The 25189-nt window shown below is 71.5% G+C and carries 23 protein-coding genes; 14 read left to right on the top strand and 9 right to left on the bottom strand.

Annotated features, from left to right (window positions below; genetic code table 11):
• Positions 1 to 22 precede the first annotated feature (22 nt).
• The 3 genes from AB0I28_RS22815 to AB0I28_RS22825 all read left to right on the top strand — a co-directional run bounded on the left by AB0I28_RS22815 (position 23) and on the right by AB0I28_RS22825 (position 2480).
• On the top strand, positions 23 to 907 hold the full coding sequence (locus AB0I28_RS22815) for an alpha/beta hydrolase (protein WP_357496318.1): 885 nt from the start codon (positions 23 to 25) through the stop codon (positions 905 to 907).
• A 62-nt stretch (positions 908 to 969) separates the two neighbouring features.
• Positions 970 to 2037, top strand: a complete 1068-nt coding sequence (locus AB0I28_RS22820) for a hypothetical protein (protein ID WP_357496320.1) — start codon at positions 970 to 972, stop codon at positions 2035 to 2037.
• 47 nt (positions 2038 to 2084) lie between these two features.
• Positions 2085 to 2480 carry a VOC family protein gene (locus AB0I28_RS22825; protein WP_357496321.1) on the top strand — a complete coding sequence of 132 codons (396 nt, stop codon included), beginning with the start codon at positions 2085 to 2087 and terminating at the stop codon, positions 2478 to 2480.
• 47 nt (positions 2481 to 2527) lie between these two features.
• On the opposite strand, the gene AB0I28_RS22830 is transcribed toward AB0I28_RS22825, so the two are convergent.
• Both AB0I28_RS22830 and AB0I28_RS22835 read right to left on the bottom strand, forming a co-directional pair.
• The gene (locus AB0I28_RS22830) at positions 2528 to 2977 is read right to left on the bottom strand and encodes a thioesterase family protein (RefSeq protein ID WP_357496323.1); all 450 of its coding nucleotides are present in this window, start codon (positions 2975 to 2977) and stop codon (positions 2528 to 2530) included.
• Positions 2974 to 3624 carry a TetR/AcrR family transcriptional regulator gene (locus AB0I28_RS22835; RefSeq protein ID WP_357496325.1) on the bottom strand — a complete coding sequence of 217 codons (651 nt, stop codon included), beginning with the start codon at positions 3622 to 3624 and terminating at the stop codon, positions 2974 to 2976. The genes AB0I28_RS22830 and AB0I28_RS22835 overlap by 4 nt, the downstream gene beginning before the upstream one ends.
• Positions 3625 to 3707: 83 nt before the next feature.
• Here AB0I28_RS22835 and AB0I28_RS22840 point away from each other — a divergent pair, with 83 nt between their 5' ends.
• From AB0I28_RS22840 to AB0I28_RS22860, 5 genes are read left to right on the top strand one after another with little or no spacing between them, the layout of a single operon-like run.
• Positions 3708 to 4064 (top strand): DUF2203 domain-containing protein, encoded by a 357-nt coding sequence (locus tag AB0I28_RS22840; protein ID WP_357496327.1) that lies wholly within the window; start codon positions 3708 to 3710, stop codon positions 4062 to 4064.
• Positions 4065 to 4118: 54 nt separating this feature from the next.
• Positions 4119 to 5456 carry a serine/threonine-protein kinase gene (locus AB0I28_RS22845; protein ID WP_357496328.1) on the top strand — a complete coding sequence of 446 codons (1338 nt, stop codon included), beginning with the start codon at positions 4119 to 4121 and terminating at the stop codon, positions 5454 to 5456.
• 22 nt (positions 5457 to 5478) lie between these two features.
• Positions 5479 to 6288 carry a lanthionine synthetase LanC family protein gene (locus AB0I28_RS22850; RefSeq protein ID WP_357496330.1) on the top strand — a complete coding sequence of 270 codons (810 nt, stop codon included), beginning with the start codon at positions 5479 to 5481 and terminating at the stop codon, positions 6286 to 6288.
• Positions 6289 to 6297: 9 nt separating this feature from the next.
• The gene (locus AB0I28_RS22855; RefSeq protein ID WP_357496332.1) at positions 6298 to 6906 is read left to right on the top strand and encodes an HAD family hydrolase; all 609 of its coding nucleotides are present in this window, start codon (positions 6298 to 6300) and stop codon (positions 6904 to 6906) included.
• A gap of 5 nt (positions 6907 to 6911) precedes the next feature.
• A complete protein-coding gene (locus tag AB0I28_RS22860) occupies positions 6912 to 7394 on the top strand; it encodes a DUF1990 domain-containing protein (protein WP_357496334.1) in 483 nt (160 codons plus the stop codon).
• Here the strand turns inward: AB0I28_RS22860 and AB0I28_RS22865 are convergent.
• Together AB0I28_RS22865 and AB0I28_RS22870 are read right to left on the bottom strand one after the other, a co-directional pair.
• On the bottom strand, positions 7391 to 7666 hold the full coding sequence (locus AB0I28_RS22865) for a hypothetical protein (protein ID WP_357496336.1): 276 nt from the start codon (positions 7664 to 7666) through the stop codon (positions 7391 to 7393). The genes AB0I28_RS22860 and AB0I28_RS22865 overlap by 4 nt on opposite strands.
• A 12-nt stretch (positions 7667 to 7678) precedes the next feature.
• Positions 7679 to 8509 (bottom strand): phytanoyl-CoA dioxygenase family protein, encoded by an 831-nt coding sequence (locus tag AB0I28_RS22870; protein WP_357496338.1) that lies wholly within the window; start codon positions 8507 to 8509, stop codon positions 7679 to 7681.
• Positions 8510 to 8608: 99 nt separating this feature from the next.
• Here AB0I28_RS22870 and AB0I28_RS22875 point away from each other — a divergent pair, with 99 nt between their 5' ends.
• On the top strand, positions 8609 to 9373 hold the full coding sequence (locus tag AB0I28_RS22875) for an AraC family transcriptional regulator (protein ID WP_357496340.1): 765 nt from the start codon (positions 8609 to 8611) through the stop codon (positions 9371 to 9373).
• Here the strand turns inward: AB0I28_RS22875 and AB0I28_RS22880 are convergent.
• Together AB0I28_RS22880 and AB0I28_RS22885 are read right to left on the bottom strand one after the other, a co-directional pair.
• Positions 9370 to 9891, bottom strand: a complete 522-nt coding sequence (locus AB0I28_RS22880; protein ID WP_357496342.1) for a hypothetical protein — start codon at positions 9889 to 9891, stop codon at positions 9370 to 9372. The genes AB0I28_RS22875 and AB0I28_RS22880 overlap by 4 nt on opposite strands.
• Before the next feature lie 73 nt (positions 9892 to 9964).
• Positions 9965 to 10978: a saccharopine dehydrogenase NADP-binding domain-containing protein gene (locus AB0I28_RS22885; protein WP_357496344.1), complete on the bottom strand. Its 1014-nt coding sequence runs from the start codon at positions 10976 to 10978 to the stop codon at positions 9965 to 9967.
• A gap of 111 nt (positions 10979 to 11089) precedes the next feature.
• On the opposite strand from AB0I28_RS22885, the gene AB0I28_RS22890 reads away from it, so the two are divergent.
• The 5 genes from AB0I28_RS22890 to AB0I28_RS22910 all read left to right on the top strand — a co-directional run bounded on the left by AB0I28_RS22890 (position 11090) and on the right by AB0I28_RS22910 (position 20415).
• Positions 11090 to 12004, top strand: coding sequence for an AraC family transcriptional regulator (locus tag AB0I28_RS22890; protein WP_357496346.1), 915 nt, complete (start codon positions 11090 to 11092; stop codon positions 12002 to 12004).
• A 35-nt stretch (positions 12005 to 12039) separates the two neighbouring features.
• The gene (locus tag AB0I28_RS22895; RefSeq protein WP_357496348.1) at positions 12040 to 14571 is read left to right on the top strand and encodes an Hsp70 family protein; all 2532 of its coding nucleotides are present in this window, start codon (positions 12040 to 12042) and stop codon (positions 14569 to 14571) included.
• Positions 14572 to 14728: 157 nt separating this feature from the next.
• On the top strand, positions 14729 to 15736 hold the full coding sequence (locus AB0I28_RS22900; RefSeq protein ID WP_357496350.1) for a GNAT family N-acetyltransferase: 1008 nt from the start codon (positions 14729 to 14731) through the stop codon (positions 15734 to 15736).
• A 290-nt stretch (positions 15737 to 16026) separates the two neighbouring features.
• Positions 16027 to 17898, top strand: a complete 1872-nt coding sequence (locus AB0I28_RS22905) for a SulP family inorganic anion transporter (RefSeq protein WP_357496351.1) — start codon at positions 16027 to 16029, stop codon at positions 17896 to 17898.
• A 252-nt stretch (positions 17899 to 18150) separates the two neighbouring features.
• Positions 18151 to 20415, top strand: a complete 2265-nt coding sequence (locus AB0I28_RS22910) for a helix-turn-helix domain-containing protein (protein ID WP_357496353.1) — start codon at positions 18151 to 18153, stop codon at positions 20413 to 20415.
• Here AB0I28_RS22910 and AB0I28_RS22915 read toward each other — a convergent pair.
• The 3 genes from AB0I28_RS22915 to AB0I28_RS22925 form a co-directional block, all read right to left on the bottom strand.
• Positions 20412 to 21062: a uridine kinase gene (locus tag AB0I28_RS22915; protein WP_357496355.1), complete on the bottom strand. Its 651-nt coding sequence runs from the start codon at positions 21060 to 21062 to the stop codon at positions 20412 to 20414. The genes AB0I28_RS22910 and AB0I28_RS22915 overlap by 4 nt on opposite strands.
• 1019 nt (positions 21063 to 22081) lie before the next feature.
• The gene (locus AB0I28_RS22920) at positions 22082 to 22978 is read right to left on the bottom strand and encodes an aminoglycoside phosphotransferase family protein (protein WP_357496357.1); all 897 of its coding nucleotides are present in this window, start codon (positions 22976 to 22978) and stop codon (positions 22082 to 22084) included.
• 98 nt (positions 22979 to 23076) lie between these two features.
• Positions 23077 to 25161, bottom strand: coding sequence for a S9 family peptidase (locus AB0I28_RS22925; RefSeq protein WP_357496359.1), 2085 nt, complete (start codon positions 25159 to 25161; stop codon positions 23077 to 23079).
• Positions 25162 to 25189: the final 28 nt, after the last annotated feature.

The following is a 25189-nucleotide window of genomic DNA, read 5'->3' on the forward strand; positions in this document are numbered from 1 at the left end:
CTCCGGATGGGTATCCACCAGCATGTTCTTCGAGGGCTTCGAACTGCGGTACGTGCCGGTCGGAACCGGCCGCGTGCGCGTCCGCGTCGGCGGTGAGGGACCACCGGTCCTGCTGCTGCACGGGCATCCTCAGACGCACGCCATGTGGCACCTGGTCGCCCCGCGCCTCGCCGAGGCCGGGCACACCGTGGTGGCCGCCGACCTGCGCGGATACGGCGAGTCGGTACCGCCGGCGGTCGCCGGTGAACGGCACCCGTACTCCAAGCGCGCCATGGCCGCCGAACTCGTCGCCGTGATGCGGACACTGGGGCACGAGGAGTTCGCCGTCGCCGGCCACGACCGCGGCGGCCGCGTCGCCTACCGGATGGCGCTCGACCACCCCGAGACCGTCACCCGCCTCGCCGTCCTCGACATCGTCCCCACCTCGGAGACGTGGGCCTTCGCCGACCGGCACGGCCGCGCCTTCGGCCGCGCCTTCCCGCACTGGTTCTACCTCGCCGAGCCCGGCGACCGCCTCGAACGGCTCGTCAGCGCCGACCCCGACAGCTGGTACTACCTCAAGGAGACCGAGCAGTTCCACCCCGACGCGCTCGCCGACTACCGGCGCTGCCTGCACCGACCGTCCACAGTGCACGCCATTTTCGAGGACTACCGTGCCGGGGCGGGGATCGACGACCTCCTCGACCGCGCCGACCGGGCCTCGGGGCGGCGGATCGCCTGCCCGGTGCTGTCGCTGTGGTCGGCGCGCGGCGAACTGCCCGGCTGGTTCAACGTCCGCGCGGTGTGGCGCCGGTGGGCCGACCAGGTCAGCGGATACGGCATCGACTGCGGTCACTACCTCGCCGAAGAGGCCCCCGACGAGACCGCCAGCGCGCTCACCCAGTTCCTCGCGGAGGAACCGATCTAGGCCGTTGCCACGCTGAGTCCCAAGTGGAACACTCTGGGCAGACCTTGACCCGGAGGTGAGCGGTGAACCGCACGACCATCGACATGCTCGCCGAGAAGTCCGGGCTGGGCGCGGTCGGACGGCTCCACCGGATCCGCGACAAGGCGCTCATCGGAGTCAGCGTCGGGATCGCCTTCCCGGCGCTGATCTGCGTTTTCGTGCTCGACGACCCCATCGCCGCGACGGTCGCCTTCGTCGCGGCCTTACTGCCGATCTGGGCGCTGATCGCGCTGCCGCGCCTCGGTGTGTCGGCCAAGGACTTCATCGCCGTGTGCGACAAGGGAGTGCTCGTCGGCGACCGCTACCTCGGCGTCACCTCGATCACCTGGCCGCGGATCATCTACCCCATCGAAAAGGGCGACCCGCTGTCGCCGATGGCCATGAAGTTCCTCTACGCCGAGCCCGACGGCAGCCCGGGACTGGTGGCCTTCAACGACCACGCCGACGCCTTCACCCTCACTCTCGAACTCGCCGACCGCAGGCCGGTGCCGAAGGTGCGCGGCGGATCGGTCGTCGGCGCCGCGGTCGTCGGAGCGGTCGCGGTGGCCCTCGCGCTCGTCGCGGTCGTGCCGAAGTACGCCGGCCTGGGCGCGGCCGCCGACGCGGCCCCCTTCCCCTCCGCGTCGGCGCCCGGCCGCCACGCCATGGAGAGGCTGGGCGGGATGTGCGTGTCGCCGGGACCGCAGCCGGGAACCGCCGCGTACCAAGGAAAAGGGCCCCACGGGATCGTCTTCTTCGAAGGCGGTCCCGCGTGGACGCCGTCGGACAACGAGGAACTCACCCGGCTCGCCGACGGCTGGGCCGCGGTTTCACCGGCGGAGGCCGAACTGATCGTGTGCACCACCATCAGCACCGGCGCCGAGGTCGCCGAGTGCGGCGCCGGCGAGAACACCTACGACGTGCTGGAGGCCGACTACGCCTTCCGGGTCCACGAGGCCGCCACCGGCAGCCTCGTCGGAGAGTTCGCGCAGGTCGCCACCGCCCACGAGTGTTCGACGGGCTCGGGTCTCGGCGCGGCGCACCCCGCCGTGCTCACGCCGGCCGTGGTCTTCGACCTGTTCGACGAGTGGGTGCTGGGGGACGTGGGGTAACCGCCCATCGTTAACAAACCGTGATGATCTTTACCTAGGCTGTCGCCATGCCACCCCGCTACAGCATGACCGCCGTCGAGTTCGTCGTCGCCGACATGGCCGCGTCCCTTGCCTTCTACCGCCAGATCGGCTTCGACATCCCCGCCGAGGCCGACACCGAGGAGTCCGTCCACTACGACCTGGGCAACGGCGTGGAACTCGTGTGGGACGACCTCGCCATGATCCAGGGCGACGGCTCCAGCTACATCCCCGCCACCAACGGCCCGGCGATGACCGTCGCCTTCGACTGCGGCTCGCCCGCCGAGGTGGACCGGATCTACGCCGAGCTCGTCGCCTCCGGGGTCAAGGGCTCGGTCGCCCCCTATGACGCCCCTTGGGGCCGCCGCTTCTCCCTGGTCCTGGATCCCGACGGGAACGGCGTCGCGCTCTACGCCGAACTCTAAGGACCACAGCGAAACGGGGTCCTCCACAGTGGAGGGCCCCGTTTCGGCTACTTCGTCTGCGCGCGCAGCAGCGGTTCGGCCGCCGTGCGCAGCTGCTCATTGAACGCCTTGGGGCGGCCGGTCTCGCGGTCGATGGAGACCTGCACCCGCTTGCCCTCGGCGTGCACCACGGTGTGGTCGGCCGACAGGATCCGGAAACCGTAGACGATGCTGGAGTTGCCCACCTTGTCCAGCCAGAAGTGCACGGCGACCTCGCCGAGCTCGCTGATCGGGACGTGGAAGGTGATGGCGAACTCCCGCACCGCGAGGATCACGTCGCCCAGCTTGGAGCGCACCGGGTCGAAGTCCCAGCCCTGCGAGAGCCAGTACCGGGTCAGCGCGCGCTCCAGCAGGACGGCGTAGCGTCCGTTGTGGACGATGCCCATCGGGTCGAAGTCGTCGAAGTGGACCTCGGCGGGCTCGACGCGGCCGGCGAGCGGAAGTGCTTCGGTGGTCACGTTGGTTCTCCGTTGCGTTTCGGCTCGTCGAGGAGCGAAGGGTCGATGGCCAATGCCCGCAGGCGGTCGAGGATCGCCTGCCGGGAGTACTGGTAGGCCGAGGCGGAGGCCAGCAGCCGGGAGTGCGTCACGACCGCGACGCCGATCGCCTGCATCTCGAAGGCGAGCTGCTTGGGGTCGGTTTCGTCGCGCAGTTCGCCCATGGCGACGGCTTCCTTGACGGTGTTGCGCAGCAGCCGCAGCCAGTGGCGCAGGGCGTCGAAGATGCGGTCGCGGACCGGACCGGGGTGGTCGTCGAACTCGTGCACGGCGGTGGCGAAGAAGCACCCGCCGGGCAGTACCCGCCGCTCGTAGAAGCCCATGCGCTGTTCGTGCAGGGCCCACAGCTGGCGGATGCCGCGCGGAGCGGCGAAGGCGGGCCGCACGACCTCGTTCCACCACTGCTCGCGGGCGCGGTCGACCACGGCGAGTTGCAGGTCCTCCTTGTCGCGCCAGTGCGCGAACAGGCCCGACTTGCTGACGCCGTGGCTGGCGGCGAGCTGGCCGAGCGTGATGCCGTCGAGGCCGTCGACGGAGGCCAGCGCGACGGCGGTGTCGAGCACGGCCGCCCGCGTCCGCTCGCCTCGCGCCTTGCGTCCGTCGGTCATCCGCCGAGGCTAACAACAAAGCGACCGATCGGTCGCTTTGTTGTCGCCGATCTCACACGCCCGCGTCTGGCAGGGTGGTGCACATGGCTGAGTTCACGGTTGCGGAGGCGAAGGCGCTGATCGGCGAGGTCCGTGAGCGGGCGGCGGTGATCGTGCGGCTGCGCGCGAATCTGGCGGAGCTGACCCTGGCGCTGCACACGGGCGGGCCGGGCAACGGCGGCGTCCCCGAGGCGAAGGCGCTGGAGGCGCACCTCAACGAGGCCGTCGCCTGGTTCGGCGCGCACGGCATCGAGGTCAAGGGCGTGGCGCCGCTGCTGATCGACTTCCCCGCGACGCTCGACGGCGAGAGTGTCCGCCTGTGCTGGCTGGAGGGCGAGGAGAGCCTGGAGTGGTACCACCGCACCGAGCTGGGTTTCGCCGGAAGGCGACGGCTGGAGTGAGTTGTGCGGCTGTGTCACCATGAATTCCATCCGCATCGAGCGGAAGGAGGTGCGGTGACACAGGGCACGGGGCACCTGGTCGGCGGGCGTTACCGGCTTGAGCGGCGACTGCGCTCAGGCGGGTTCGGGCACGTCTGGAAGGCCCGCGACCTGCAGCTCGACGTCGACGTCGCGGCCAAGCAGGTCCAGATCCCACCCGGAATTCCCGACGGCGAGCGCGCCGAGCGCATCGCCCGGGCCGCGCGTGAGGCGCGCAACGCCGCGAAGCTGCGCGACCATCCCAATGTCGTGCCGGTGCACGACGTGGTCGTCGACGGCGGGGCGCCCTGGATCATCATGCGGCTGGTGCGCGGGGATTCGCTGGCCGACCGGCTCTCCCAGCGCGGGCCGCTGTCGGTCGCCGAGGCCATGCCGTTGGCCAGGGGCCTGCTGAGGGCCCTCGACGCCGCTCACGAGCAGGGCATCCTGCACCGCGACGTCAAGCCCGACAACGTGATGCTCACCGAGTCCGGCGAGGTCCTGCTCACCGACTTCGGGACCGCCGTGCATCTGGCCGACACGCCGGTGACCTTGGCGGGGGTGCTGATCGGCACGCCGGAGTACACCGCGCCCGAGCGGCTGCTGGGCGCCGGCGACCGGCCCGTGTCCGACGTGTTCTCCCTCGGGGCGACGCTGTACCACGCGATCGAGGGCACTTCGCCGTTCCACCGCGACACCCACGTCTCGTCGATGACCGCCGTCCTGCACGACCGGCCGCGCACGCCGCGCCGGGCCGGGGCGCTGGGCGGGCTGGTCGCGCGGATGCTGGAGAAGGACCCCGACCAGCGTCCGACCGTCACGCAGGCGCGCAACGAGCTGCGGGCCGCCGCCGGTGGTTCGACGAAGTCCGGCAAGCGGGACAAACGGGAGAAGCGTGCCGCCCGGGCCGCCACGAAGCTGGAGCCGCGGCCGACCGCGGTGTGGCCGAAGACCCGCCCCGAATGGGTCGCGCCGCCGGCCCCGCCGACGCCGAAGCCGGTGGCCAAGCCGCCAGCCGTGCGGCCGAAGTCGGGCAAACCCGTGCCCAAGCCGCCGACCCCGCGCCCCGCCAAGCGCGGCCTGGGCGGCTGGGTGTGGCTGATCGTGATCGGGGTGGTCGTGCTCGCGGCGGGGTCGTTCCTGTGGAACCGCAGCGCGCGCGACGCCGCCGTCGACGACTGCGTCTACCAGGACGGCGAGGAGTGGCTGCGGCAGCCGTGCGGCTGGGCCTGGTCGGGCGAGGGGAACTACCGGGTCTTCGTGCGCATCGAGGACGACTCCGAGGAGTGCCCGTCCTCGACCGACGAGGTCGCCCGCTTCGAGGCCGACGCCGAGGAGCCGTCGGTGACGCTCTGCCTGGCCGTCGCGGATTGACAAAGCGTGTCAAGGTAGAGCGATGTCCGATTCGAAGACAGTGCCCGCACGCTGCGGCGACACCGACTTCGCCGTCGCGGCCGTCGAGCCCTACCTGAGCGGCACCGAGCCCACACCGAACGGCGTGACCTGGGAGCACTTCAAGGGCCGCGAGTACCGAGTGCACCACTTCGGCCACGGCACCCTGGGCATCGTCTACGCCCTGGCCGTCATCGGCGAGGCCACCGGCCGGCCGGACATGTTCGAACCGGCCCTGGCCGGTGCCGCCGACGTCGTCTCCCGCAACGAGGACGAGCACGGATTCCTCGCCCCTCACTCGGATCCGCAACAGGAGTACCCCGGCCTCGGCCGCTACGGCTACGGCTGGTGCGCGGGCCCCACCGGCGACGCCGTCGCCTTCCGGGCCCTGGCCCGCGTCACCGGGGATCCGAAGTGGACGGACCTGGTCGACCGCTGCTGGCACACCGTCACCACCTCCGGCCTCCCCGAGCGGCTTGAGCCCGGCTTCTGGGACAACAGCGCCCACTGCTGCGGCACCGCCGGCGTCCTCGGCTTCGCCGGGGACATGATGGTCGAGCGCGGTGTCGGCGGCGACTTCGCACGGATCCTCGTCGCCGACCTCGACGCGCGCGCCACCGTCGAGGACGGTCTGGTGTCGTGGTCGAACCACGAGCACCGCGAAGACCCGCCCGAACTCGCGCCCCGCGTGCCCTGGGGCATGGGTTCGTCCGGGATCGTCCGCGAACTGCTGCGCTACTCCCGCGTGGCCACCGGCGGCGACCCCGCCTACGCGCAGCCGCTGCCGGAGGAGTCGGCGCCGCGCCAGGCGTAGTATCCGGCCATGGACCTGCACTTCGACGCCCTTCTATGCGACATCGACGGAGTCCTGCGCATCTGGGACCCCGAGATCATGGCGGGCGCGGAAAAGGCGCACGGACTGCCCGCCGGGACGCTGCCCGCTGCGGCCTTCGCGCCGCACCGGCTCGTCCCGGCGATCACCGGCGAGGTCACCGACGAGCAGTGGCGCGCCGCCGTCGTCGAGGACCTTGCCGCCGAGCACGGCGAACAGGCCGCGCGGGCGGCGGTGGCGGCGTGGACGGCGGGCGCCGGAGTGGTCGACGCCGAAGTCCTCGAACTGCTGACGGCGGTGCGCGAGCACGCCAAGGTCGTGCTGGTCTCCAACGCCACCAGCCGTCTCGAAGACGACCTCGCCGCGCTGGGGCTGGCCGATGCCGTCGACGCGATCGTCAACACCTCGCGCATCGGCTGGGCCAAACCGGATCCGCGCGTCTACGAGCACGCCGCGCGGGTCGCCGGTGTACCGCCGCAACGATGCCTCTTCGTCGACGACACCGAGAAGAACGTGATCGCCGCGCGGGAGACCGGGATGCAGGGCTTGTACTACCGCACGCCCGCCGACCTGCGCGCGATCCTCGAAGCGGCCGGCTGATCGCGGTGGACTTCACCTACCCGCACGTCGGCATCACCCGCGAGGAGGGCTTCGACCTGCCGCAGGGCTACGACCGGCTCGACTACGCCACCGAACTCGCGGTGCCCTTCGCGCCCGCCGTCGAGCTGCTGTTCTCCTGGGAGGTCCACCGGCGGGCGGGCCTTCACCCGGAGCCGACGGCGGCGCGGGTGGCACCGGGAGTCGAGGTGGTGCAACGGTTCGGGCCGTTGCGGGCACCATGCCGTGTGGTGTGGGCCGTCGAGGAGCCGACCCTCGCCGGTTTCGGCTACGGCACCCTCCCCGGGCACCCCGAGCAGGGCGAGGAGGCCTTTCTGCTGACCGAGATCCCGGGCGGCGTGCGCTTCACGATCAAAGCGGTCAGCCGCCCGGGAACCTGGTACACCCGGCTGGCGCGCCCGGTGGCGCGGGCCGCGCAGATGTTCATCGCGCGCAAGTACGCACGTGCGCTGGACGTGACCCGCGCTTAGGTGAGCTTCTCGAAGAGGAACTCGTGCTTGAGGAACGAGGTCTCGTACTCCGCGCCCGGGTACGGCGGGATCAGCGGCGAGACCTGGAAGAGGCGCCAGCCGTCGAGCAGGGCCTCGACACCGGTCTCGTAGGGCGGTTCGTCGCTGTCGCCGGCCGCCGGGTTGGTCTGGCCGGTGCCGTCGTAGCGCGACCAGGCGATGACCTTCGCGTCGAGCGCCGAGGTCGCCAGGTACAGCACGAGGACCTGCTGTCGGGTGGTGGAAGTGGTCACTGTTCCTCCTGTTCAGACGCTCGGCAGCACGCGCTGCGGGCGGTTCTCGACGCGGGTCATCCAGTAGTCGAGGTCGAAGGCGGGGTCGCCGGTCAGCGCGCGCCACAGCCGCGTGCGGTTGACGTACTCGATGCGCCCGGAGGCGTTCTCGTGCCAGGGAAAGCGGACCCGCAGTTCTTCGAGGACGGCCGGGTCGTGGAGGTCGTCGGTGTTCCACAGCAGGCGCTGGCGGACGGTCGGGTTGAAGCGGATCTTGAACATGTAGCGGGTGGTGTCGCTGTCGTTGCGGCGCCCGCCGTGCCAGATGCCGTGGTGCAGGAACTGCACGGTCCCGGCCGGGCAGACCAGGCGGGTCTGGCCGCGCATGTTCTGGTAGCGGCCGGTGTCGGACTCGTTGATCCGGCGAAGGTGCGTGCCGGGGACCGAGAGCGTGCCGCCCATGTCGAGCGTGACGTCCTGCGGGTAGTACATGAGCTGCACGTCGAAGGCGTCGTCGCGGGTGTCGATGATCGCGTCGGCGTGCAGCGGCTGCGCCGAGCCGTTGCGGGCCTCGCGGATGTGCACCGCGTGGTGGTCGATGAGCGGCGACGGCCCGACGAGGCTGTGGATCGCGCCGGCCACCTCGGGCAGGTCGAGCAGCTCGCGGACGAAGGACCCCTCGGGGTACGCCTCCTCCAGCGGGGCTCCGGCGTAGGCGCGCGCGACGCCCTCGTCGAAGACGGCGATCGCGCGCTCGTTGAGGGACGCGGGCACGACGCCGTCCATGCGGAACGCGCCGTGCGCCACGAAACGGGCCATCTGCACCGAGCTGAGCAGATGCTTCTTTTCGGGGTGTTCGGTCATGGCCTCTCCATGGGAGTACTGGTCGCTGTACCCCAAGGTTAGGGGCGCCACCAGGCACGACGCGTTGGTTTCATTCCCCATTACTGGTAGATTCTCACCATGACCGAGCGGGTGTCCCTGGCCCTGGCCGAGCCGCCGCGCCTGCGCAACCTCGGGGTGAGCACCCACGGCACCGGCGGCCGTCTCGTCGACCGCTTCCGCCTGCCCGACCTGTGGCAGCTGCACCTCTACCGCTACGACGCCGAGCTGACCGTCGACGGCGCCCGGCACCGCATCCGGCCCGGCCGGGTCAGCCTGATCCCGGCCGGCGCGACCTCGCAGTACATCTACACCGGCCCCTCGGAGCACCTGTACGTCCACTTTCGGCCGACGGCGACCGTTGCGGGGCAACCGATCCCGGTGATCCAGGACGGCGGCGCGGAGGTGCCGGTGCTCACCGCGCTGCTGTCCTCGGCGATCGCGGTGTGGCCGACCTCGCCGGCCCGCGCGACGGCCGAGGTGTGGGCGGCGCTGCACCGGATCGCCGCACTCGGCGAGCCCGGCGGCGGGCGGACCCACCCGGCGGTCGCGGCGGCCATGGCGCACATCGAGTCGCACCTGGCCGCAACCCTTGAGGTGCCGAGGATCGCGGCTGCGGTCGGGGTCTCGCACAACCACCTGACGCGGCTGTTTCGCGCCGAGACGGGCGACACCGTAGTCGCCTACATCCGCCACCGGCGCATGCACCGGGCACGCCACCTGCTGCGGGAGTCGACGCTGCCGATCCCGACGGTGGCGGCGGCCGTCGGAATCCCCGATCTCCAGGCCTTCAACAAGGTCTGCCGCCGCGAGCTTGGCGCCGCTCCCCGGGTGTTGCGGGCCTAGACGAGCCTCGGCGCCTTCGTCCGCCGGTGGTACGACCAGGTCAGCGCTCCCAGCATCGGCCCCCACAGCAGCAGCGGCGCGTAGCAGGCGAGCATGACCACCGCGTACACGCCGGTCAGGCCCATGGCCGGCTGGAGGAAGACCGCGACGCAGCCCTGGTAGATCCACAGCAGCGTGAGCAGGCCGGTGCCGATCCCGGCGGCGGTGACCGCGGCGGTCGGGTGCACGCGTTTGCCGCCCATGAACGGGATCCAGCGCGGGGCGACCAGGCCCCAGCGGTGGACCAGGCCCATCGACATGAAGGCCGCGAGCTCGGCGAGCACGCACAGCGCGAGCATGTAGACCGTTCCCCAGCCCGGCGACTGGTAGTGGGTCCGCATGACCTCCTCGCTGAACCCGACGTTCACGCCGAGGGCCATGGCCGCACGCCAGATCGTCGACGGCGCAACGCACAGGAGGATGAGGTGGGCGGTGCGGACGGCCCAGCGGGGCGCCTGCGGGATCGGTGCGGTGTCCATGCTCTCCAGACTCGGGGAGAAACGGCCGCGACCCCTCCCGCTGCGGAGCGGAAGGGGTCCCCCGAGCGGGGGATCAGCCGGTGAGCGACCACTCCATGTCGTAGGCCTTGAGCGAGTCGAGGAACTCCACCGGCGCGAACAGCTCGGCGGTGCTGTGCGCGCCGGGCTTCCCGGCTCCGGCGACCAGACGCAGGGCCACGTCCACCGACATCTGGCCGCTGTTGCGGTAGGTGTCGGGGCCGCTGCCGATGCCCCGCAGGCGGTGCCCGTTGCGGTATACGTCGACGACCATCTGGTACGCGGCGGGCTTGTCGGGGGCCTCGGGCGCGGCGGCGAGGTCGGCTTCGGTGACGTCCTTGACCACGTCGAGGATCGCCGTCGCCAGCACCCCCTCGACCGCGCCGGCCTTGGTGTGCCTCGGGATGGTGACCACGCCCGGCTGCGGGAACTTTCGCACCGCGACCGTCTCACCGTCGGGCAGCTCGAACTCCTCGCGCCGCGCCTTGGGGCCGGACACGAAGCCGCCCTCGGACCAGGACAGCCCGCCGGAGAGGAAGACGTCGAGGTTGTTGAAGACCGTGCGCATGCTCCCGCGCGAGCCCTCACCGGAGGCGACGTGGCTGAGCACGACCTCGTCGGCGCCCCCGAGGCGTTCGGCGGCCACGACGGTGAGCAGGTCGGCGAAGACCCCGGCCTCGGTCACGGCGGTGACCAGCGTGACGCCGGCCTTCGCCGCCGCCTCGCCGTACTCGTCGAAGATCTTGCGGACGAACAGCTGCTCCCCGGCGACGTCGACGTAGTGCGCGCCGGCCGCGATCGCCGCCCGCACAACGCCTTCGCCGTTGCCGGTGTAGTCGGGCAGCGTGCTCACCACCGCGTCGACGTCGGCGAACGCGGCCGTCAGCGCGTCATGGTCGTGCGCTCCGGCGACGCGGATCTCGGCTCCGGCGGCCCCGGCCCGCTCGGCGGCGGCCTTCAGGCGCTCGGCGTCGCGGCCGACCAGCACGGTCGCGACCTCGCGGCGGCGCAGCTCCTCCACGGCGAAGCGGCCGACGTGGCCACTGGCTCCGTAAACGGCGATCTTCATGACGACTCCTCGGTTTCGGTGTTGAACCCACCGTATGAGGATTCGGCGAGACTTCCCATGCCTCAGAATCCTCTCTACATGTCCAAGCGTCTTCAGGCATAGACTCCAGGTATGGACGTTCTCAGCGACGTGCTCGCCACCACCCGCACCGGCCGCCCGGTGTCCGGCATGTTCATCCGCCACGCCCCCTGGGGCCGCCGCTACGGACGCGTCGAGTCCGCCGGCTTCCACGTGGTGCTCCAGGGCTCCTGCCACCTGCTCCGCGAGGGCACCGAACCGCTCGCCCTCGGCGTCGGCGACGTCGTGTTCATGCCGCGCGGTTGCGAGCACGAACTGGTTGATCAGCCGGGCACGCCCATCACCGAGACCGCCGGCCCCGGCGAACCCCGCGAGATTCCCGGACCGGGCCCCGCGACGAGCCTGCTGTGCGGCTCCTACGAGCTCGCCGCCGACCGCACCCACCCTCTGCTGGCCGAGCTGCCCGAGGTCGTCCACATCCCCGCCCGGCTCGGTACGCACCCCGCGCTGCGCGGTGCCGTCGACCTCCTGGCCGCCGAGCTGGCCGAGTCGCGCCCGGGCGGCGACGCCGCCGTTCCTCCGCTGCTGGACCTGCTGCTGCTCTACATCCTGCGCGCCCGCCTCGCCGAGTCGGCGGAGTCGGCCGAGACCGGCTGGGCGGCGGCATTCGCCGACCCGCCGATCGCCGCCGCCCTGCGCGAGGTCCACGCCGACCCCAGTCGACAGTGGACGGTCGAGTCGCTGGGGACGGTCGCCGGGCTCAGTCGTGCGGCTTTCGCCAAACGCTTCACCGCGACCGTCGGCGAGGCGCCCCTGGCGTACCTGACGCGCTGGCGGATGATCACCGCGGCGAGGTTGCTGCGGGAAGGCGATGCTCCACTGTCGACGGTGGCGCGGCACGCGGGATACGGCTCGGAGTTCGCCTTCGGCAAGGCGTTCAAGCGCGAGTACGGGACGGCGCCCGGCCGGTACCGGCGGGATGGGCTGGTGCTGGCCGGAACGGCTTGAGCCGAAACAGGACCGGGGTGTCGTAGTCTGCGTGCATGCCGGGGTTTCGTCTGGCCGTCGACTACGGGACCGCCGACACCGTCGCGGTGCTGGCGACGCCCGACGGCGAGACTCGGCCCCTGCGCTTCGAGGACTCGGAGTTCCTTCCCTCGGCGGTGTACCTCGCCCCCGACGGCAGTCTGCTCACCGGACGGGACGCCGTGCGCGCGGGGCTTCAAGACCCGGCCGGGCTGGAGCCGCATCCCAGACGGAGGGTAGGTGAGGGGCGCGTGCGCCTGCGCCGGATCGCCTACCCCGTCGAGGATCTGATCGCGGCGACCCTGCGGACGGTATGGGCCAAGGCCGTCGAGAGCGCGGGCACCCGCCCGGACACCATGGTCATGACGTATCCGGCCGAGTGGGACGAGAAGCGCCGGACGGTCCTGCGCTCGGCCGTGCGCAAGGCGCAGGAGGTTGCGCGCACTTACTACGTGACCGAGGCGGTCGCCGCCGCCACTGGCTTCGAGACCGCGGGCGACCGTGTGCCCGTCGGTCTGCACGCGGTGCTCTGCGACGCTGGCGCGGAAGGGTTCGCGGTGAGCGTGCTTCGCCGTGACGACAAGGGATTCGCGCTGGTGAGCGGCGCCCGCGAGGACGTCGGCGGCCTCGCCTTCGACCGCGTGGTGCTCGATCTCGTGAAGCCTCGGCCGCCTCGCGGTGAACTGCTCGCCCGCTTCTGGCGCGAGGTGACCTCGCCCGAACGCGGCGCATGGCACCGTGCGCGGCCGGAACTGTGGGAGAAGGCGCGCAGGGCACGGGAACGGCTGTCGAGCCGCACGGCGGTCCAGCTCAGCTTCGACGGCATGGAGACCCGGGTCGGACGCGAGGACTTCGACCGCGAGGCGGCCGGCCTGTACGAGCGTGCCGCCGTGACGGTGACCAGAACCGTCGCCGAGGCGGCGGTCGAGTGGGGCCGGGTCTGGCGGCTGTTCCTCACCGGCGGCCTCGCGGAGGATCCCTGTCTGGCGCGGGTGATCGCGCAGGAGTGCGGCATCACGCCGACCGTCGCCGGGAAGCCCCGGCGGACCGTGGCCGAGGGTGCGCTGGGACAGGTGCCGCCGGTCGCACCGCTCACCGTCCTTTCCCCGCGCGTCGCCGGGCTCGTCGAGCAGGCGGCCGAGACCGCCCGCTCGATCGTCCGCCGCAGCTCCCGGATCCTCGCCGGGCACGACCTCGTCGAAGGTCTCGTTCTGCTCGATCCCAGCCGTGCCACCGGATACGCGTACTCCTTGCGCGACGACTCCGACAAGAAGGAAACCCTCACGCATCTGGTCGAGTCCCTCGCCGAGACCGGCGTCGAGGAGGCCGCCCGCTTCGCGCTGACCTTCCCCGCCGACCGGGGCGAGCTCAGCGCGACCGTGCTGCTGGCGGGGACGTCCGCCCTGGCCGGGACGCAGCCCGGCCGCGCCGAACACGTCGCCCGCCTGCTGCCTGAGGAGTTCCCCGAGTACCGGGCGGCGGCGCTGCTGGAGGTCGCCGGGGCGGGTGCCATCGGCGCTCACCGCGCGGCGAGGCTCGTCGCGGAGGCCGAGGCGATCCTGCGCCGCTTCCCCGACCGCGCCGACGATCTCGGCAATCTCGGCAGGACGGTCCGCGCGCTGGCCTGGTTCGACCCCCACCGGGCCGGGAGGCGGATCGGCGAGGCGCCCCGCGTGAGCGCCCGCGACCTGGCGAAGCTCGCCGAAGCGCTCATCCCGGTCGATCCCGCGTTGGCTGAGCGCGTCGCCCACCTGATACCCGCCGAAAGCGCCGACCTCAAGGCAGGCCTGGTCGGCGGGTTCGCCGCGGGCGACCCGGCGCGAGCGGTCTCGCTCGCGCGATCCCTCGCCGAACCCCAGCGCGAGCGGGCTCTGGTGGACGCGGTGGCGGCCATCGCGGCCCACGACCCCGACCGCGCCGAAACCGTCGCGGCAACGATCACCGATAGGCAGCGCCACGCCGACGCCCTCGGGCGGATCGCCGCCGCACTGGCCGCCACCGACCCCGACCGCGCCGAGCGGCTCGTGCGCACCCTTCCCGGCGGGTTCCTTCTGACCGACGAACTCGGCGTGCTCGCCGAAGCGCTGGTTCCCGTGGACCTCGGGCGGGCCCTTCGCCTGGTGGGCGACATCCCCGTCGGCAGCTTCAACCGGTTCAACGCGTTCGGCAGGCTCATTCCCGCGGTCGCCCCTGTCGACCCCGACCTGGCGGAGTCACTGCTCGCGCAGCTGGGCCCCTTGTCAGCCGGTGCGAGGTCGACGGCCCTGATGAAGATCGCGGGGGTGGTCGCCCCCACCGACCCCGCCCGCGCCGAGCGCCTCGTTGGCAGGGCCGAGGAGATCCCGGCCGCGCTGCGCGGCGGAGACCAGTCGACGTCCGTGGCCCGCTGCATCGCCGAGGGACTGCCCGAGGTCGCCGCGGCCCTCGCCCCCACTGATCCCGCGCGCGCCGAGCGCCTCGCCGGGCGCATCCCCGACGACCATCCCCGCGAAAAGGTCGCCGCCCTCGTCGCCGTCGCCCTCGCCGTCCACCGTCGCGCGACCTCCTGAACGCGTTCGAAATCACAACCGGACACCCACCCCCGCAACGCCCGAAACCCCGCAATCCGCCCCACCGGCCACGCCTCGGAGGCATCGATCCCTAACTCTGCCGAAATCCTGTGAGATGAGGGTCGCTTTACGCGCTCGAATCGGGTAAGCAGGGTCAATGCAGGTACGTGATTTCGACCCGGCCACCGCCGACGGCGACGCGTTCACCGACTGGCTCGCGGTCCTCAACGAGATGACCGAGGCCGACATGCCGGGTGAGCCGCGCTGGTGCGAGGACCGGCTCGGTGACTACCTGTCGGTGACCATGCCCGATGAGTCACGGGTGGCGTGGACCGCCTACGACGACGCCGGCGCGATCGCCGGGCACGCGAACCTTCTCCTCTTCGGCGGCGACTTCGCCCACACGGGCGTTTTCGAGATCTTCGTCCGGCCGAGCGCGCGCGGCCTCGGCGTCGGCCGGGCCCTGCTCACCGAGCTGGCCAAGCACGCCGCCGCCGACGGTCGCGAGACGATCAGCACCGAGGTCATCGCGACGACTCCGGCGGTCGGTTTCTACGAGCGCCTCGGGTTCAGCAGGGCCGTCGTGGAGTGGCGCAGCCTGCTTCCGATGTCCAGTGTGGACTGGACGCGCACGTCCCAGCAGGCGCGCCAGGTCAGCGCCCCCTACCGGCTCGAATACCACCGGGGCGGCCTGCCCGACGGTCTCCACGAGCGTTACGCCGCGACGAAGGCGAACCTGCGCACCGCCGGCCCGCAGGCCTCGGAGTGGCGCGGCTCCTCCGACGCCGTCCGGCTGCGCGACAGCCTCGCGACCCTGCGCGGGCGCGGCATGCGCACGCACCTCGTGGTCGCCGTGCACGAGAAGACCGAGCAGGTCGCCGGGCTCACCGAACTCGTCGTCGCCGCGCAGCGCCCGACCCGCGGCGACCAGTACGACACCGTCGTCGCCCCCGCCCACCGCAGCTACGGCCTGGCGCTGGCCATGAAGGCCCGCATGCTCACCGAGCTGCGCTCGGCCGAACCGCAGCTGCGCGACGTGCAGACCTGGACGGCGCTGGAGAACTCCCCCCTGGAGCACGTCAACTCCCAGCTCGGCTTCAGTCCCGACGTCCACTGGTTCGAGTACGAGGCCGCGGTGCCGGACCTGCTGGAAAGCCTGCGCTGACATTTTATCGACAATGACTCTCATGATCGCGACACACCAGGGAAGATCATGACATCGGCGGTCACGGACCGCTACCGTGCAAGGCATCTGCGTCCCCGCGCGCCGGTGGACGACCCCACCCCGAACTCATAACCGCACAACAATCACATAAGGACCGAACGAAGCGACCCGGGGGAAGAAATGGCCGCCGTTCAGCCCAACCCATTGTGGTGCCATTGCCACAGTCCGCCCGCGCCCCGTGCGCGGGTTCGACGGCGTCTCCTCCGCGGACGTGAGGAGGGGACACACCGATGAGTTCCATGTCCACAGTGGTCAAGACGGCGGCGCGAGCCACGTCGCGGGGATTTCGCGACCTGCTGCCCCGCCGCGACGACCTGCTCCAAGTCCGCCGCCATCCCCGGCGCGACCTCCTGGCCGGCGTGACGGTCGCCATCATCGCGCTCCCGCTGGCACTGGGCTACGGGGTCGCCTCGGGACTGGGTGCCGCAGCCGGGCTCACCACGGCCATCGTGGCCGGCGCGATCGCGGCCGTCTTCGGCGGCTCGAACCTCCAGGTGTCCGGCCCGACCGGCGCCATGACCGTCGTACTCGCGCCCATGGTCCTCTCCTACGGCCTCGGCGGCGTGTTCACCGCGTGTGTAATGGCCGGGATCATCCTGATCGTGCTCGCCGCGACCGGCGTCGCCCGCTACGTCCGGCTCATACCGGCGCCGGTGGTCGAGGGCTTCACGGCGGGCATCGCCGCGATCATCTTCGTGCAGCAGATCCCGGTCATGCTCGGGGTTCCCGCACCGCCCGACCAGAAGGTCCTGGTCGGCGCGTGGCAGTCACTGCGCGAGTTCACCGCGGATCCACAATGGACCGGGGTGCTCATAGCCGCGGCCGTCGCCGGCGTGACCCTGTTGGGCGCGCACTGGCGGCCCAAGATCCCGTTCTCGCTGCTCACCATCATCGGCGCCACCATCGTGGTCGAACTGACCCCGATCACCGCCGCCGAGATAGGCGCGCTGCCCGCGACACTTCCCGCGCCGTCACTGGACTTCCTGGAACTGTCGGCGATCCCGTCGCTGGCCTGGTCGGCGGTCACCATCGCCGGCATCTGCGCACTGGAGAGCCTGCTGTCGGCGACCGTCGCCGATCGTATGCGCGGCAAGGGAGAACGGCACGACTCGAACCGGGAACTGTTCGGGCAGGGCCTGTCCAACATGTTCGCGCCGCTGTTCGGCGGCATGCCCGCCTCGGCGGCGATCTCGCGAACGGCCGTCAACGTGCGCGCCGGCGCCGGATCACGCCTCGCGGCCTTCACGCACGCCGCCGGGCTCGCCGTCATCGCGCTCGCGGCGGCGCCACTGGTCGCGCACATCCCATTGGCGGCACTGGCCGGGGTACTGATCGCCACGGCCGTGCGGATGCTGGAACTGGGCGTGCTGCGCACCTTCGGGAAGGTCTCGCGGGCCGACGGGATCATCATGCTCGTCACCGCGATCCTCACCCTCGCCCACGATCTGCTCGCCGCGATCGCCGTCGGTGTGGCCGTCGCGGGCATCTCGGCGATCCGGCAGATCGCCGGCGCCACCCGGGCCGAACGCGTCGGACACGAAGGGGACATCGCGACCTTCCGCCTGGACGGTCCGCTGTTCTTCGCCGTGACCCACCGGCTCCTGCACACCTTCACCGACCCGCACGGCTTCAGCGCCGTGGTCTTCCGCTGCGCCAAGGTGTCCACCATCGACTCCTCCGGCGCGCTGCTGCTCCGCGACGTCATCGAGACCCTGGAGTCGGCGGGCAAGCACGTCCACCTCGCGGGCGTGCGCGAGGACCATCAACGCGCGCTCACCGCCGTGGGAGTCCTGCCGAGGCTGGCCGCGACCGGACGGGTGCACCCGCACACTCCGGCGGCACTGGCCGCGGCCCGAGAACAGCTCGCGGCCGCGGCTTTAGGCTGCGCCCCGGCCCGGAAGGGCTTCGGATCGGCGACCATAAGAGGTCGCCGATCCGCCGTCCCCCACAAAGGCGCTGGCGGTCAGCGACGGTCCGGGACAGAAGTGCCCACCAACTTCACACATGCGGTAGCGCGGCGTCCTCACAGCGGACGACGAGGACGGCCCGTTGAGCGACCGGGTACGGCCACCTCCGCGCATGCCACCAGCGCGCGTCGGTGACTCCGTCTTCGCCGGGTCATCGCCTGCCGGAACGAACTGTCCGAACCGTCGCAACCTTCGTCGCGACGGGCGACTTCACCCGTTCGTGCTACCTGTGTTCTCGCTGTCCCGTTTCCGTTCGTGCCTTTTGGGTTCGGAGTGGTTAGTTTGTAACTTCAAGCGATTGAACGCAGCTCAGAAGCGTCTCGCCGGACGGGTAGCGAACAATCGCCGATCAATGACCCGAACAACTTGTTGTGCTGGGGGAACATCGTGGGCAGGCCGCAACGACCGATCGACCGCAACGGCGGGCCGGTGGCGGAGTTCGCCGGCGCGCTGCGACGACTCCGCGACCGCAGCGGAGCCCTCCCCTACCGGACCCTCGCACGGCGCGCCAACTGCGCACCGTCCACATTGTCCGACGCCGCCGCCGGACGCCGGCTGCCCAGCTGGCCGGTGGTCGCCGCCTTCGTCAGGGCCTGCGGCGTCACCGACGAATCCCCGTGGCTCGCCCGCTGGCAGGCCGCCGCCAACCGCACCCCCACGCCCGCGCCCGTCGGCCGCATCCCCGACGATCCCGCCTCCTTCCTCGGCCGCGACGACGAACTCGACGGCACCGTCCGCCTCCTCGACACCGCGCGGATGGTCACCATCACCGGCCCCGGCGGGGTCGGGAAGACCCGCCTCGCCCAGCGCATCGCGGCCTGCGTCCAGATCGACTACCGCAGCGGTGCCCGCTGGGTCGAGCTGGCCGACCTCGACGACCGCGCCCTGATCTCCCGCAAGATCCTCGCCGCGCTCGACCAGCCCCCCGACCCGGTCCGCGACCCCGAGGAGCAACTGCTCGCCGCCCTCAGCGGGCGGCATTTACTGCTGGTGCTCGACAACTGCGAGCACCTGGCCGCAGGAGTCGCCCGCCTCACCCGCGAGATCCTCACCAACACAACGGGTGTGACGATCCTGGCCACCAGCCGCCGGGCGCTGGGACTGCCCGAGGAACATCTGTCCACTGTGGGCCCGTTGACCGGTCCGCAGGCCGTCGGACTTCTCCTCGAACGCGCCCGAGCCGTCCTTCCCGGCTTCGACCCGAGCGAGGCCGAACTCGAATGCGCCGCCCGCATCTGCGAACGCCTCGACGGGCTCCCCCTCGCCATCGAGTTCGCCGCCCGCCGGCTGCGCACCTTCTCGCTGGCGCAGCTGTACGAGTACCTGGCGGTCCCGTCGGCCCCGCTCGCCGACGACTCCGGTGTGCGGCATCCGCGCCAGGCCTCGATGGCCGCGACCCTCGACTGGAGCCACGAGCTCTGCTCGCAGGCCGCGCGCCGGCTGTGGTGCGACCTGTCGGTCTACCTCGGCGGCGCGCCGCTCGAAGCCGTGACGTCCGCCGGCGGCGCGGAGGCCTTCGGTGCCGTCTCCGAGCTGGTCGACCAGTCCGTGCTGGTCAACGCGGGCCAGCGGCTGCGGATGCTGGAGACCGTGCGGGAGTACGGACTGCGGCGGCTGACCGCGTCGGGTGAACTCGACGCCGCCCGCGAACGCCACCTCGACTGGTGCCTGTCCTACATCGCCCGCGCCGACACCGAATGGTACGGACCCAAGCAGCTCGACGTGCTGCGCCGCGTGCGCGCCGAGATGCCCAACTTCCGCGTCGCGATGAAGTACGGCATGGAGGCCGGCGGACCCGCTTCCGTTAGGGCGCTGAGGATCGCGCGCACCCTCTGGTGGTTCTGGCTGGCGTCGGGGACGGTCGACGAGGGCCGCCGGTGGCTGGAGAAGGGCATCGAGGCCTGCGAGGACCCCGCCGAACGCTTCGACGCCTACTGGGCCTGCGCCTACGTGTACGTCCTGATCGGCGACATGAAGCGTGTCGGCGAGCTGTGCGACCTCGCCGTCGACGGCGGCGGAAAGGCCACGATCGCCTGGGCCACCCTCGTTCGCGGGCTGATCGCGCTGGTCGCCGGACCCCTCGAAGAGTCCGTCGAGGTCTCCGAACGGGCGCTGCGGCTCTTCCAGGCGATCGGCGAGGACCAAGGCGCGCAGCACGCGTTGAGTCAGCTCGGCATCGCCGAAGCCTTGCGCGGCAAGGAGAAAGAAGCCATCGCCTGGCTGAGTCAGGGACGCGCCATCGCCGGTGAGCACGGCGAGCGCTGGCACCGCACCTATCTGCTGTGGGGGCTGGGCATCCTGGGATCGAAGAGTTCCGACCCCGCTTCGGCGCTGCCGATGCTCAGGGAAGGGCTGCGCATCCAGGAGGACTTCGGCGACCAGCGGGCCGTCGGCGCCAACCTCGAAGCCCTCGCCTGGGTCGCGGCGGCGACGGGCAGGTCCCTGGAGGCCGTGGTGCTGCTGGGAAGGAGCTACGCGGCCTGGCCCGAGGCGGAGTCGAGGCTGTTCGGCTTCAGCGCGCTGCTGGGGATCGGGGAGCGCTACGAGGCGGAGTTGAGGGCGGCGCTGGAGCCCGAGGACTTCGAGGCGGCGTACGACCGGGGTGGACTGCTGTCGCCGGAAGAGCTGTGGGACCTCGTGGACGATCTCTAGCGGGGGAGCCGGCTCCACGCCGGACGGTCGGCGTGGTCGGCGCGGACGGCCACGTCGGCGGTGTTGAGCGGATCGGTCTCCTCGTCGTAGCGGGCGAAGGCCGGCAGCGTCCACTGTGCGCTCTCGTCGGTCTTGCGGCGCAGCGCGCCCGCCGAGAGGTGAATGTGGACGGACAGGTCGAAGGGGAACCACCGGTTGAGGATCATCGTGCCCACCACGATGACGACCGTCCCGGCCGCGAGTTCTACGTAGGGGCTGCGCGTCGCGCGGTCCCGCACGGGATCCCACAGGTCGGGGAGGATCCGGCCGGACCCCTTGGCCTCCAGCGGATCGAAGACCTCGCGGAACATCGCCCCGGAGTCGAGCCACAGGTCGAGGAACGCGTCGGCGTCCCGCTTGCCGTGCTCGAAGCGAAGAGAAGCCGGCTTCAAGAAGCCCTCGGCAGGGACCACGATCGCTTCGCGCCCCAACGGCCGAAGTTCAAGGGCGATCGCCTCGGCAAGGTCGCGCGGCTTCGCCGCCGGCGCACCGTCGATGCCGACCCGCACATGGCGGGCGTCCTCGGCGGGCGTCAAGCCGGCGGCATGGCGCGCGAGGTCGGCGGCGATGGCGGGCCAGGTGGCGGGAGCGGTGGCGCGTGGTGACACGGGGATAGTGTGCACGGGGGCCGCAGCGGGCGGGGCGCTGGCTCGCCGTGGGGTGGGGCGGGGCGGGGCGATGCACGCGGCCAGGGTCCGCCGAGCCGTCTCGTGTGCCGCTGCCGCTCGAAGCAGCTCGTGCGCGGCCGCTGCTTAAACCATCCCCTGCGCGGCTGCTGCCGACGCCTTCAGTGTGCGCGAGCCGTGCGAAGCACGGCAGAAACCTCGCCTGGAGGTGTGTTTCCGTCGGTCGGCCGGTGATTGGATCTTCCTGGGGGTTCTGTCGGGGTCAAGGGCGCACTTTCCCTTGACCCCGACAGGTTCGCCAGGTGCCCTTGAACAGGCCGTGAGACGGAAACACCCCAAGCACCCAACCCCAAGCCTTCAGCGGGTGAAGCGCCAGTGGGGCTCAAAAGCCCAAGGGCGAGGCACCCCAACGTTTCCGGAGTGAGGCCCGGGGTCTGGGGCAGCGCCCCAGGAACTTACGCCAGGCAAGCGACGCGGCCACCTGCGATGGAAGCAAGCAGCGGCGGGCAGAAGAGCGCTGCCCAGCCACAACGCGCGGGGTGGAAACGGGGTGGAGGTGCCGGGCGGTGGAAGGCGAGGTGGGGGTGGAGCGCGGCGGTGGGAGGCGAGGTGGGGGTGCCGGTGAGGCGGAGGCGCCGGGCGTGGGAAGCGAGGTGGGGCGGAGGTGAGGCGGAGGCGCCAGAGCGGAAGCGAGGCGGCCAGCGTTGCAGGCATGAGCGGCGGGCGGCGAGAACGGGTGAGGTGGAAGGGAGCGGCGGGAGAGGCGCCCAGCGCGGCGGGACACGAAGCCCCGCGAGCCACGAAGCCCCGGTGACACGTGAGGCGACAGAGCGATGGGCACCGAGGCGGTGCGACCACCAGCGCGCGGCGCGACCACCAGCGCACGACGACGCCGCCGCCAGCGAGCACGTGCCGCGCCGCGCCCTCCCGCGCCGCGCCGTGCCGAAACAAGACCAACGCCCCCACCGCCCCCACCGTGCCCGGCGAACCTCCGGGCCGCTTCACCGCGCCAACCGCTCCGCGCTCGCCAGGTACCCCGCGCCCTCATCCCCGAGACCGAGGTCGGTGAGGTGCAGCCCGGTGGAGACCCGCTCCAGGTACCCCCACTCCCAGATCGCGTCGTGGTCGACGTCCGACCCCGCCGACAGCCGCGCACACCAGTCGCGGGCCAAAGCGCCCGCGTCGCCGCCGAGAAGCCGTTCGGGCCAGTCGCGCAGGATCACCCCGAGGTCGTAGGCGGGGTCGCAGCGGATGCCGACGGGGTCCACGAACGCGAAGCCATCACCACGCCGCAGGGCGTTCCCCGGGTGCGGGTCCCCGTGCACGACGACTTCGGCGCCGGCACCGGCGCCGGCGCCGGCGGACCGGCGGCGCGCGTATTCCAGCGCCAGCTCCACGACGTGGCGGGGGCAGGGCTCACGAAGCTTCCCGTAGAGGTCCTCGACCAGCGTCGCGAGGAGCGCCGCCGTGTCCTGCACACGTCCGACGGCCGTCGGCAGCGTCCACGCCTCCCGGAGGGTCGCGCACAGGGCCGTGATGGCTTCCTCCGGCGGCATGCCGAGGGCGACCATGGACGGACCCAGCTCGGGCTGGAGCATCGCCAGGCGAGCCGGGTCGGCCTCCAGCAGCCGAACGTAGCCGCGCCCGCCCGCCGCGGTCAGGACGGCGATCTCGTTGGCGGCCTCTTCGTCGGGCACCGCGATCTTCAGGACCGCCGGAGAGCCGTCGCGCAACCGCACTCGCGCGACCAGCGCGGCGGTTCCGCCGGCCAGCGGCTCGGGGTCCGCGAAGCCCCAGTCGCGGCCGAGTTCTTCGACGAGCGAGGGGAGCTCCGCCAGCCATCGGCGGCCCTTCTCGCCGAGGGTGTTGGCCCTGGTCCGTACGACGGGTGCGATCACCGGCGGATTCTATGGCCCCGCCACCCGCGTGCTGCCAAGCCATCACGGCGAAACGGACCGGGCGCCGACGCCCGGTCCGTCCACAAAGCCCTTCGGCGCTACTTCACCTTCGCCGTGTCCAGGATCCACGCCAGCGCGAAGGCCGCCTCTTTCCACGCGTCGTAGCGCCCCGACCGACCGCCGTGGCCGGCCTCCATCTCGGTCTTCAGCAGGAACGGCCCGCCCGAGGCGACCTCGCGCAGCCGCGCGATCCACTTGGCCGGCTCGTGGAACAGCACCCGTGTGTCGTGCAGCGACGTCACCGCGAGGATCGCCGGATACTCCGTCGCCGCCACGTTCTCGTAGGGCGTGTACGACTTCATGTACTCGTACACATCGGCGTCTTCGAGGGGGTTGCCCCACTCTTCCCACTCGATGACCGTCAGCGGCAGCGAGGGGTCGAGGATGGTGTTGAGCGCGTCCACGAACGGGACATCGGCGACCACGCCCGCGAAACGCTGCGGCGCGAGGTTCGCCACGGCGCCCATGAGCAGGCCGCCGGCGCTGCCGCCGCGGGCGATGAGCCGGTCGGGCGCCGACCAGCCGGACTTCACCAGGTGCTCGGCGCAGGCCACGAAGTCGGTGAAGGTGTTGCGCTTGTGCAGCATCTTCCCGTTGTCGTACCAGGCGCGGCCCATCTCGCCGCCGCCGCGCACGTGGGCGATCGCGAACACCATCCCGCGGTCCACAAGGGACAGCCGGGGAATCGCGAAGTACGGGTCGATCGAGGTCTCGTAGGAGCCGTACCCGTAGATCAGCGCCGGCGCGGAGCCGTCGGGTGTGACGCCCTTGCGGTACATCAGCGAGATCGGCACGCGGGTGCCGTCCTCGGCGACGGCCCACTCGCGGCGCTGCTCGTAGTCCTCGGGCCGGTAGCCGCCCAGTACCTGCTTCTGCTTGCGCAGCAGCAGTTCACGGCTCGCCAGGTCGTAGTCGTACACCGAGTCCGGCGTGACCATCGACGCGTAGGACAACCGCACCTGGCCGCTGACGTAGTCGGGATTGGCCGAGGGGTGCACGGTGAAGATCGGCTCCGGGAACGACAACTCCACCGGCTCGCCGTAGCCCTCGCCCTCGACGAAGTCCAGAATGGACACACCGGTCAGCCCGTCGCGGCGGTACGACACCACCAGGTGCGTGGAGAAGGCGTCCAGGTCGAGGATGCGGGTGTCGGCCCGGTGCGCCAGGATCGTGTGGAAGCTCGACGTGTCGTCCAGCGGCGTCCAGCCCAGCTCGAAGTTCTCGGCGCCGTCGTTGTGCAGCACCAGGAAGCGGTCGCCCTGGTGGTCGACGGTCGCCTCGACACCGTGCGTGCGGCCCGCGCCGAACAGCGCGAACTCGCCGGTCGGGTCGTCGGCGGCCAGGTAGCGGATCTCGCTGGTGATCTTGCTGTGCGACTCCAGGAAGAGGTACCTCTCGCTGCGCGACAGGTCGACGCCGACCCAGAAGCGCTCGTCGGCCTCCTCGTAGACCAGCGTGTCCTCGCCCGAGGCGCCCAGGTCGTGGCGGTGCACCTGGAACGGGCGCCACGACTCGTCGACGCGGGTGTAGAACAGCGCCTCACCGCCGTGGGACCAGGCGCCGCCGTAGAAGACGCCCTCGATGACATCGGCCAGCGCCTCGCCGGTCCGCAGGTCCTTGAACCGCAAGGTGAAGCGCTCGTCGCCGGTGGTGTCGGTGCTGTAGGCCAGCAGGTTCCCGTCGGGCGTGATCGTGAAGGCGCCCAGCGCGAAGAACTCGTGGCCATCGGCCAGCTCGTTCTCGTCGAGGAGGACCGTCTCACCCGGGAGCGGCCCCCCCTCGCCGAGGTCCGGCGGGGTGTCGCCGGTGGCGGCGATGCGGCAGTGGATGCCGTACTGCTTGCCCTCTTCGGTGCGGGTGTAGTACCACCAGTCGCCCTTGCGGCTGGGGACGGTCAGGTCGGTCTCCTTGGTGCGCGCCTTGATCTCACCGAAGATCTTCTCGCGGAGGCCGTCGAGGTGCTCGGTGTGCGCCTCGGTGTAGGTGTTGTTGTCCTTGAGGAAGGCCAGGACCTCGGGGTTCTCGCCGTCGCGCAGCCACGCGTACGGATCGTCGACGGTGTCGCCGTGATGTGTGCGGGGTGCGGGCTGCTTGGCGGCGGAGGGCGCCTGGACGTCGCTCATAAGGGGGGAGCCTACCGCCTGGCGGGCT

It is taken from the genome of Phytomonospora sp. NPDC050363, from assembly GCF_040655735.1.
In the GTDB taxonomy this organism is placed as follows: domain Bacteria; phylum Actinomycetota; class Actinomycetes; order Mycobacteriales; family Micromonosporaceae; genus Phytomonospora.

Excerpts from the sequence above, each read along its gene's own strand:
- AB0I28_RS22825 (WP_357496321.1), top strand. The coding sequence starts at position 2,085 with ATGCCACCCCGCTACAGCATGACCGCCGTCGAGTTCGTCGTCGCCGAC.
- AB0I28_RS22855 (WP_357496332.1), top strand. The coding sequence starts at position 6,298 with ATGGACCTGCACTTCGACGCCCTTCTATGCGACATCGACGGAGTCCTG.
- AB0I28_RS22905 (WP_357496351.1), top strand. The coding sequence starts at position 16,027 with ATGAGTTCCATGTCCACAGTGGTCAAGACGGCGGCGCGAGCCACGTCG.
- AB0I28_RS22885 (WP_357496344.1), bottom strand. The coding sequence starts at position 10,978 with ATGAAGATCGCCGTTTACGGAGCCAGTGGCCACGTCGGCCGCTTCGCC.
- AB0I28_RS22815 (WP_357496318.1), top strand. The coding sequence starts at position 23 with ATGTTCTTCGAGGGCTTCGAACTGCGGTACGTGCCGGTCGGAACCGGC.
- AB0I28_RS22870 (WP_357496338.1), bottom strand. The coding sequence starts at position 8,509 with ATGACCGAACACCCCGAAAAGAAGCATCTGCTCAGCTCGGTGCAGATG.
- AB0I28_RS22850 (WP_357496330.1), top strand. The coding sequence starts at position 5,479 with ATGTCCGATTCGAAGACAGTGCCCGCACGCTGCGGCGACACCGACTTC.
- AB0I28_RS22925 (WP_357496359.1), bottom strand. The coding sequence starts at position 25,161 with ATGAGCGACGTCCAGGCGCCCTCCGCCGCCAAGCAGCCCGCACCCCGC.
- AB0I28_RS22880 (WP_357496342.1), bottom strand. The coding sequence starts at position 9,891 with ATGGACACCGCACCGATCCCGCAGGCGCCCCGCTGGGCCGTCCGCACC.
- AB0I28_RS22890 (WP_357496346.1), top strand. The coding sequence starts at position 11,090 with ATGGACGTTCTCAGCGACGTGCTCGCCACCACCCGCACCGGCCGCCCG.
- AB0I28_RS22900 (WP_357496350.1), top strand. The coding sequence starts at position 14,729 with ATGCAGGTACGTGATTTCGACCCGGCCACCGCCGACGGCGACGCGTTC.
- AB0I28_RS22895 (WP_357496348.1), top strand. The coding sequence starts at position 12,040 with ATGCCGGGGTTTCGTCTGGCCGTCGACTACGGGACCGCCGACACCGTC.
- AB0I28_RS22835 (WP_357496325.1), bottom strand. The coding sequence starts at position 3,624 with ATGACCGACGGACGCAAGGCGCGAGGCGAGCGGACGCGGGCGGCCGTG.
- AB0I28_RS22840 (WP_357496327.1), top strand. The coding sequence starts at position 3,708 with ATGGCTGAGTTCACGGTTGCGGAGGCGAAGGCGCTGATCGGCGAGGTC.
- AB0I28_RS22875 (WP_357496340.1), top strand. The coding sequence starts at position 8,609 with ATGACCGAGCGGGTGTCCCTGGCCCTGGCCGAGCCGCCGCGCCTGCGC.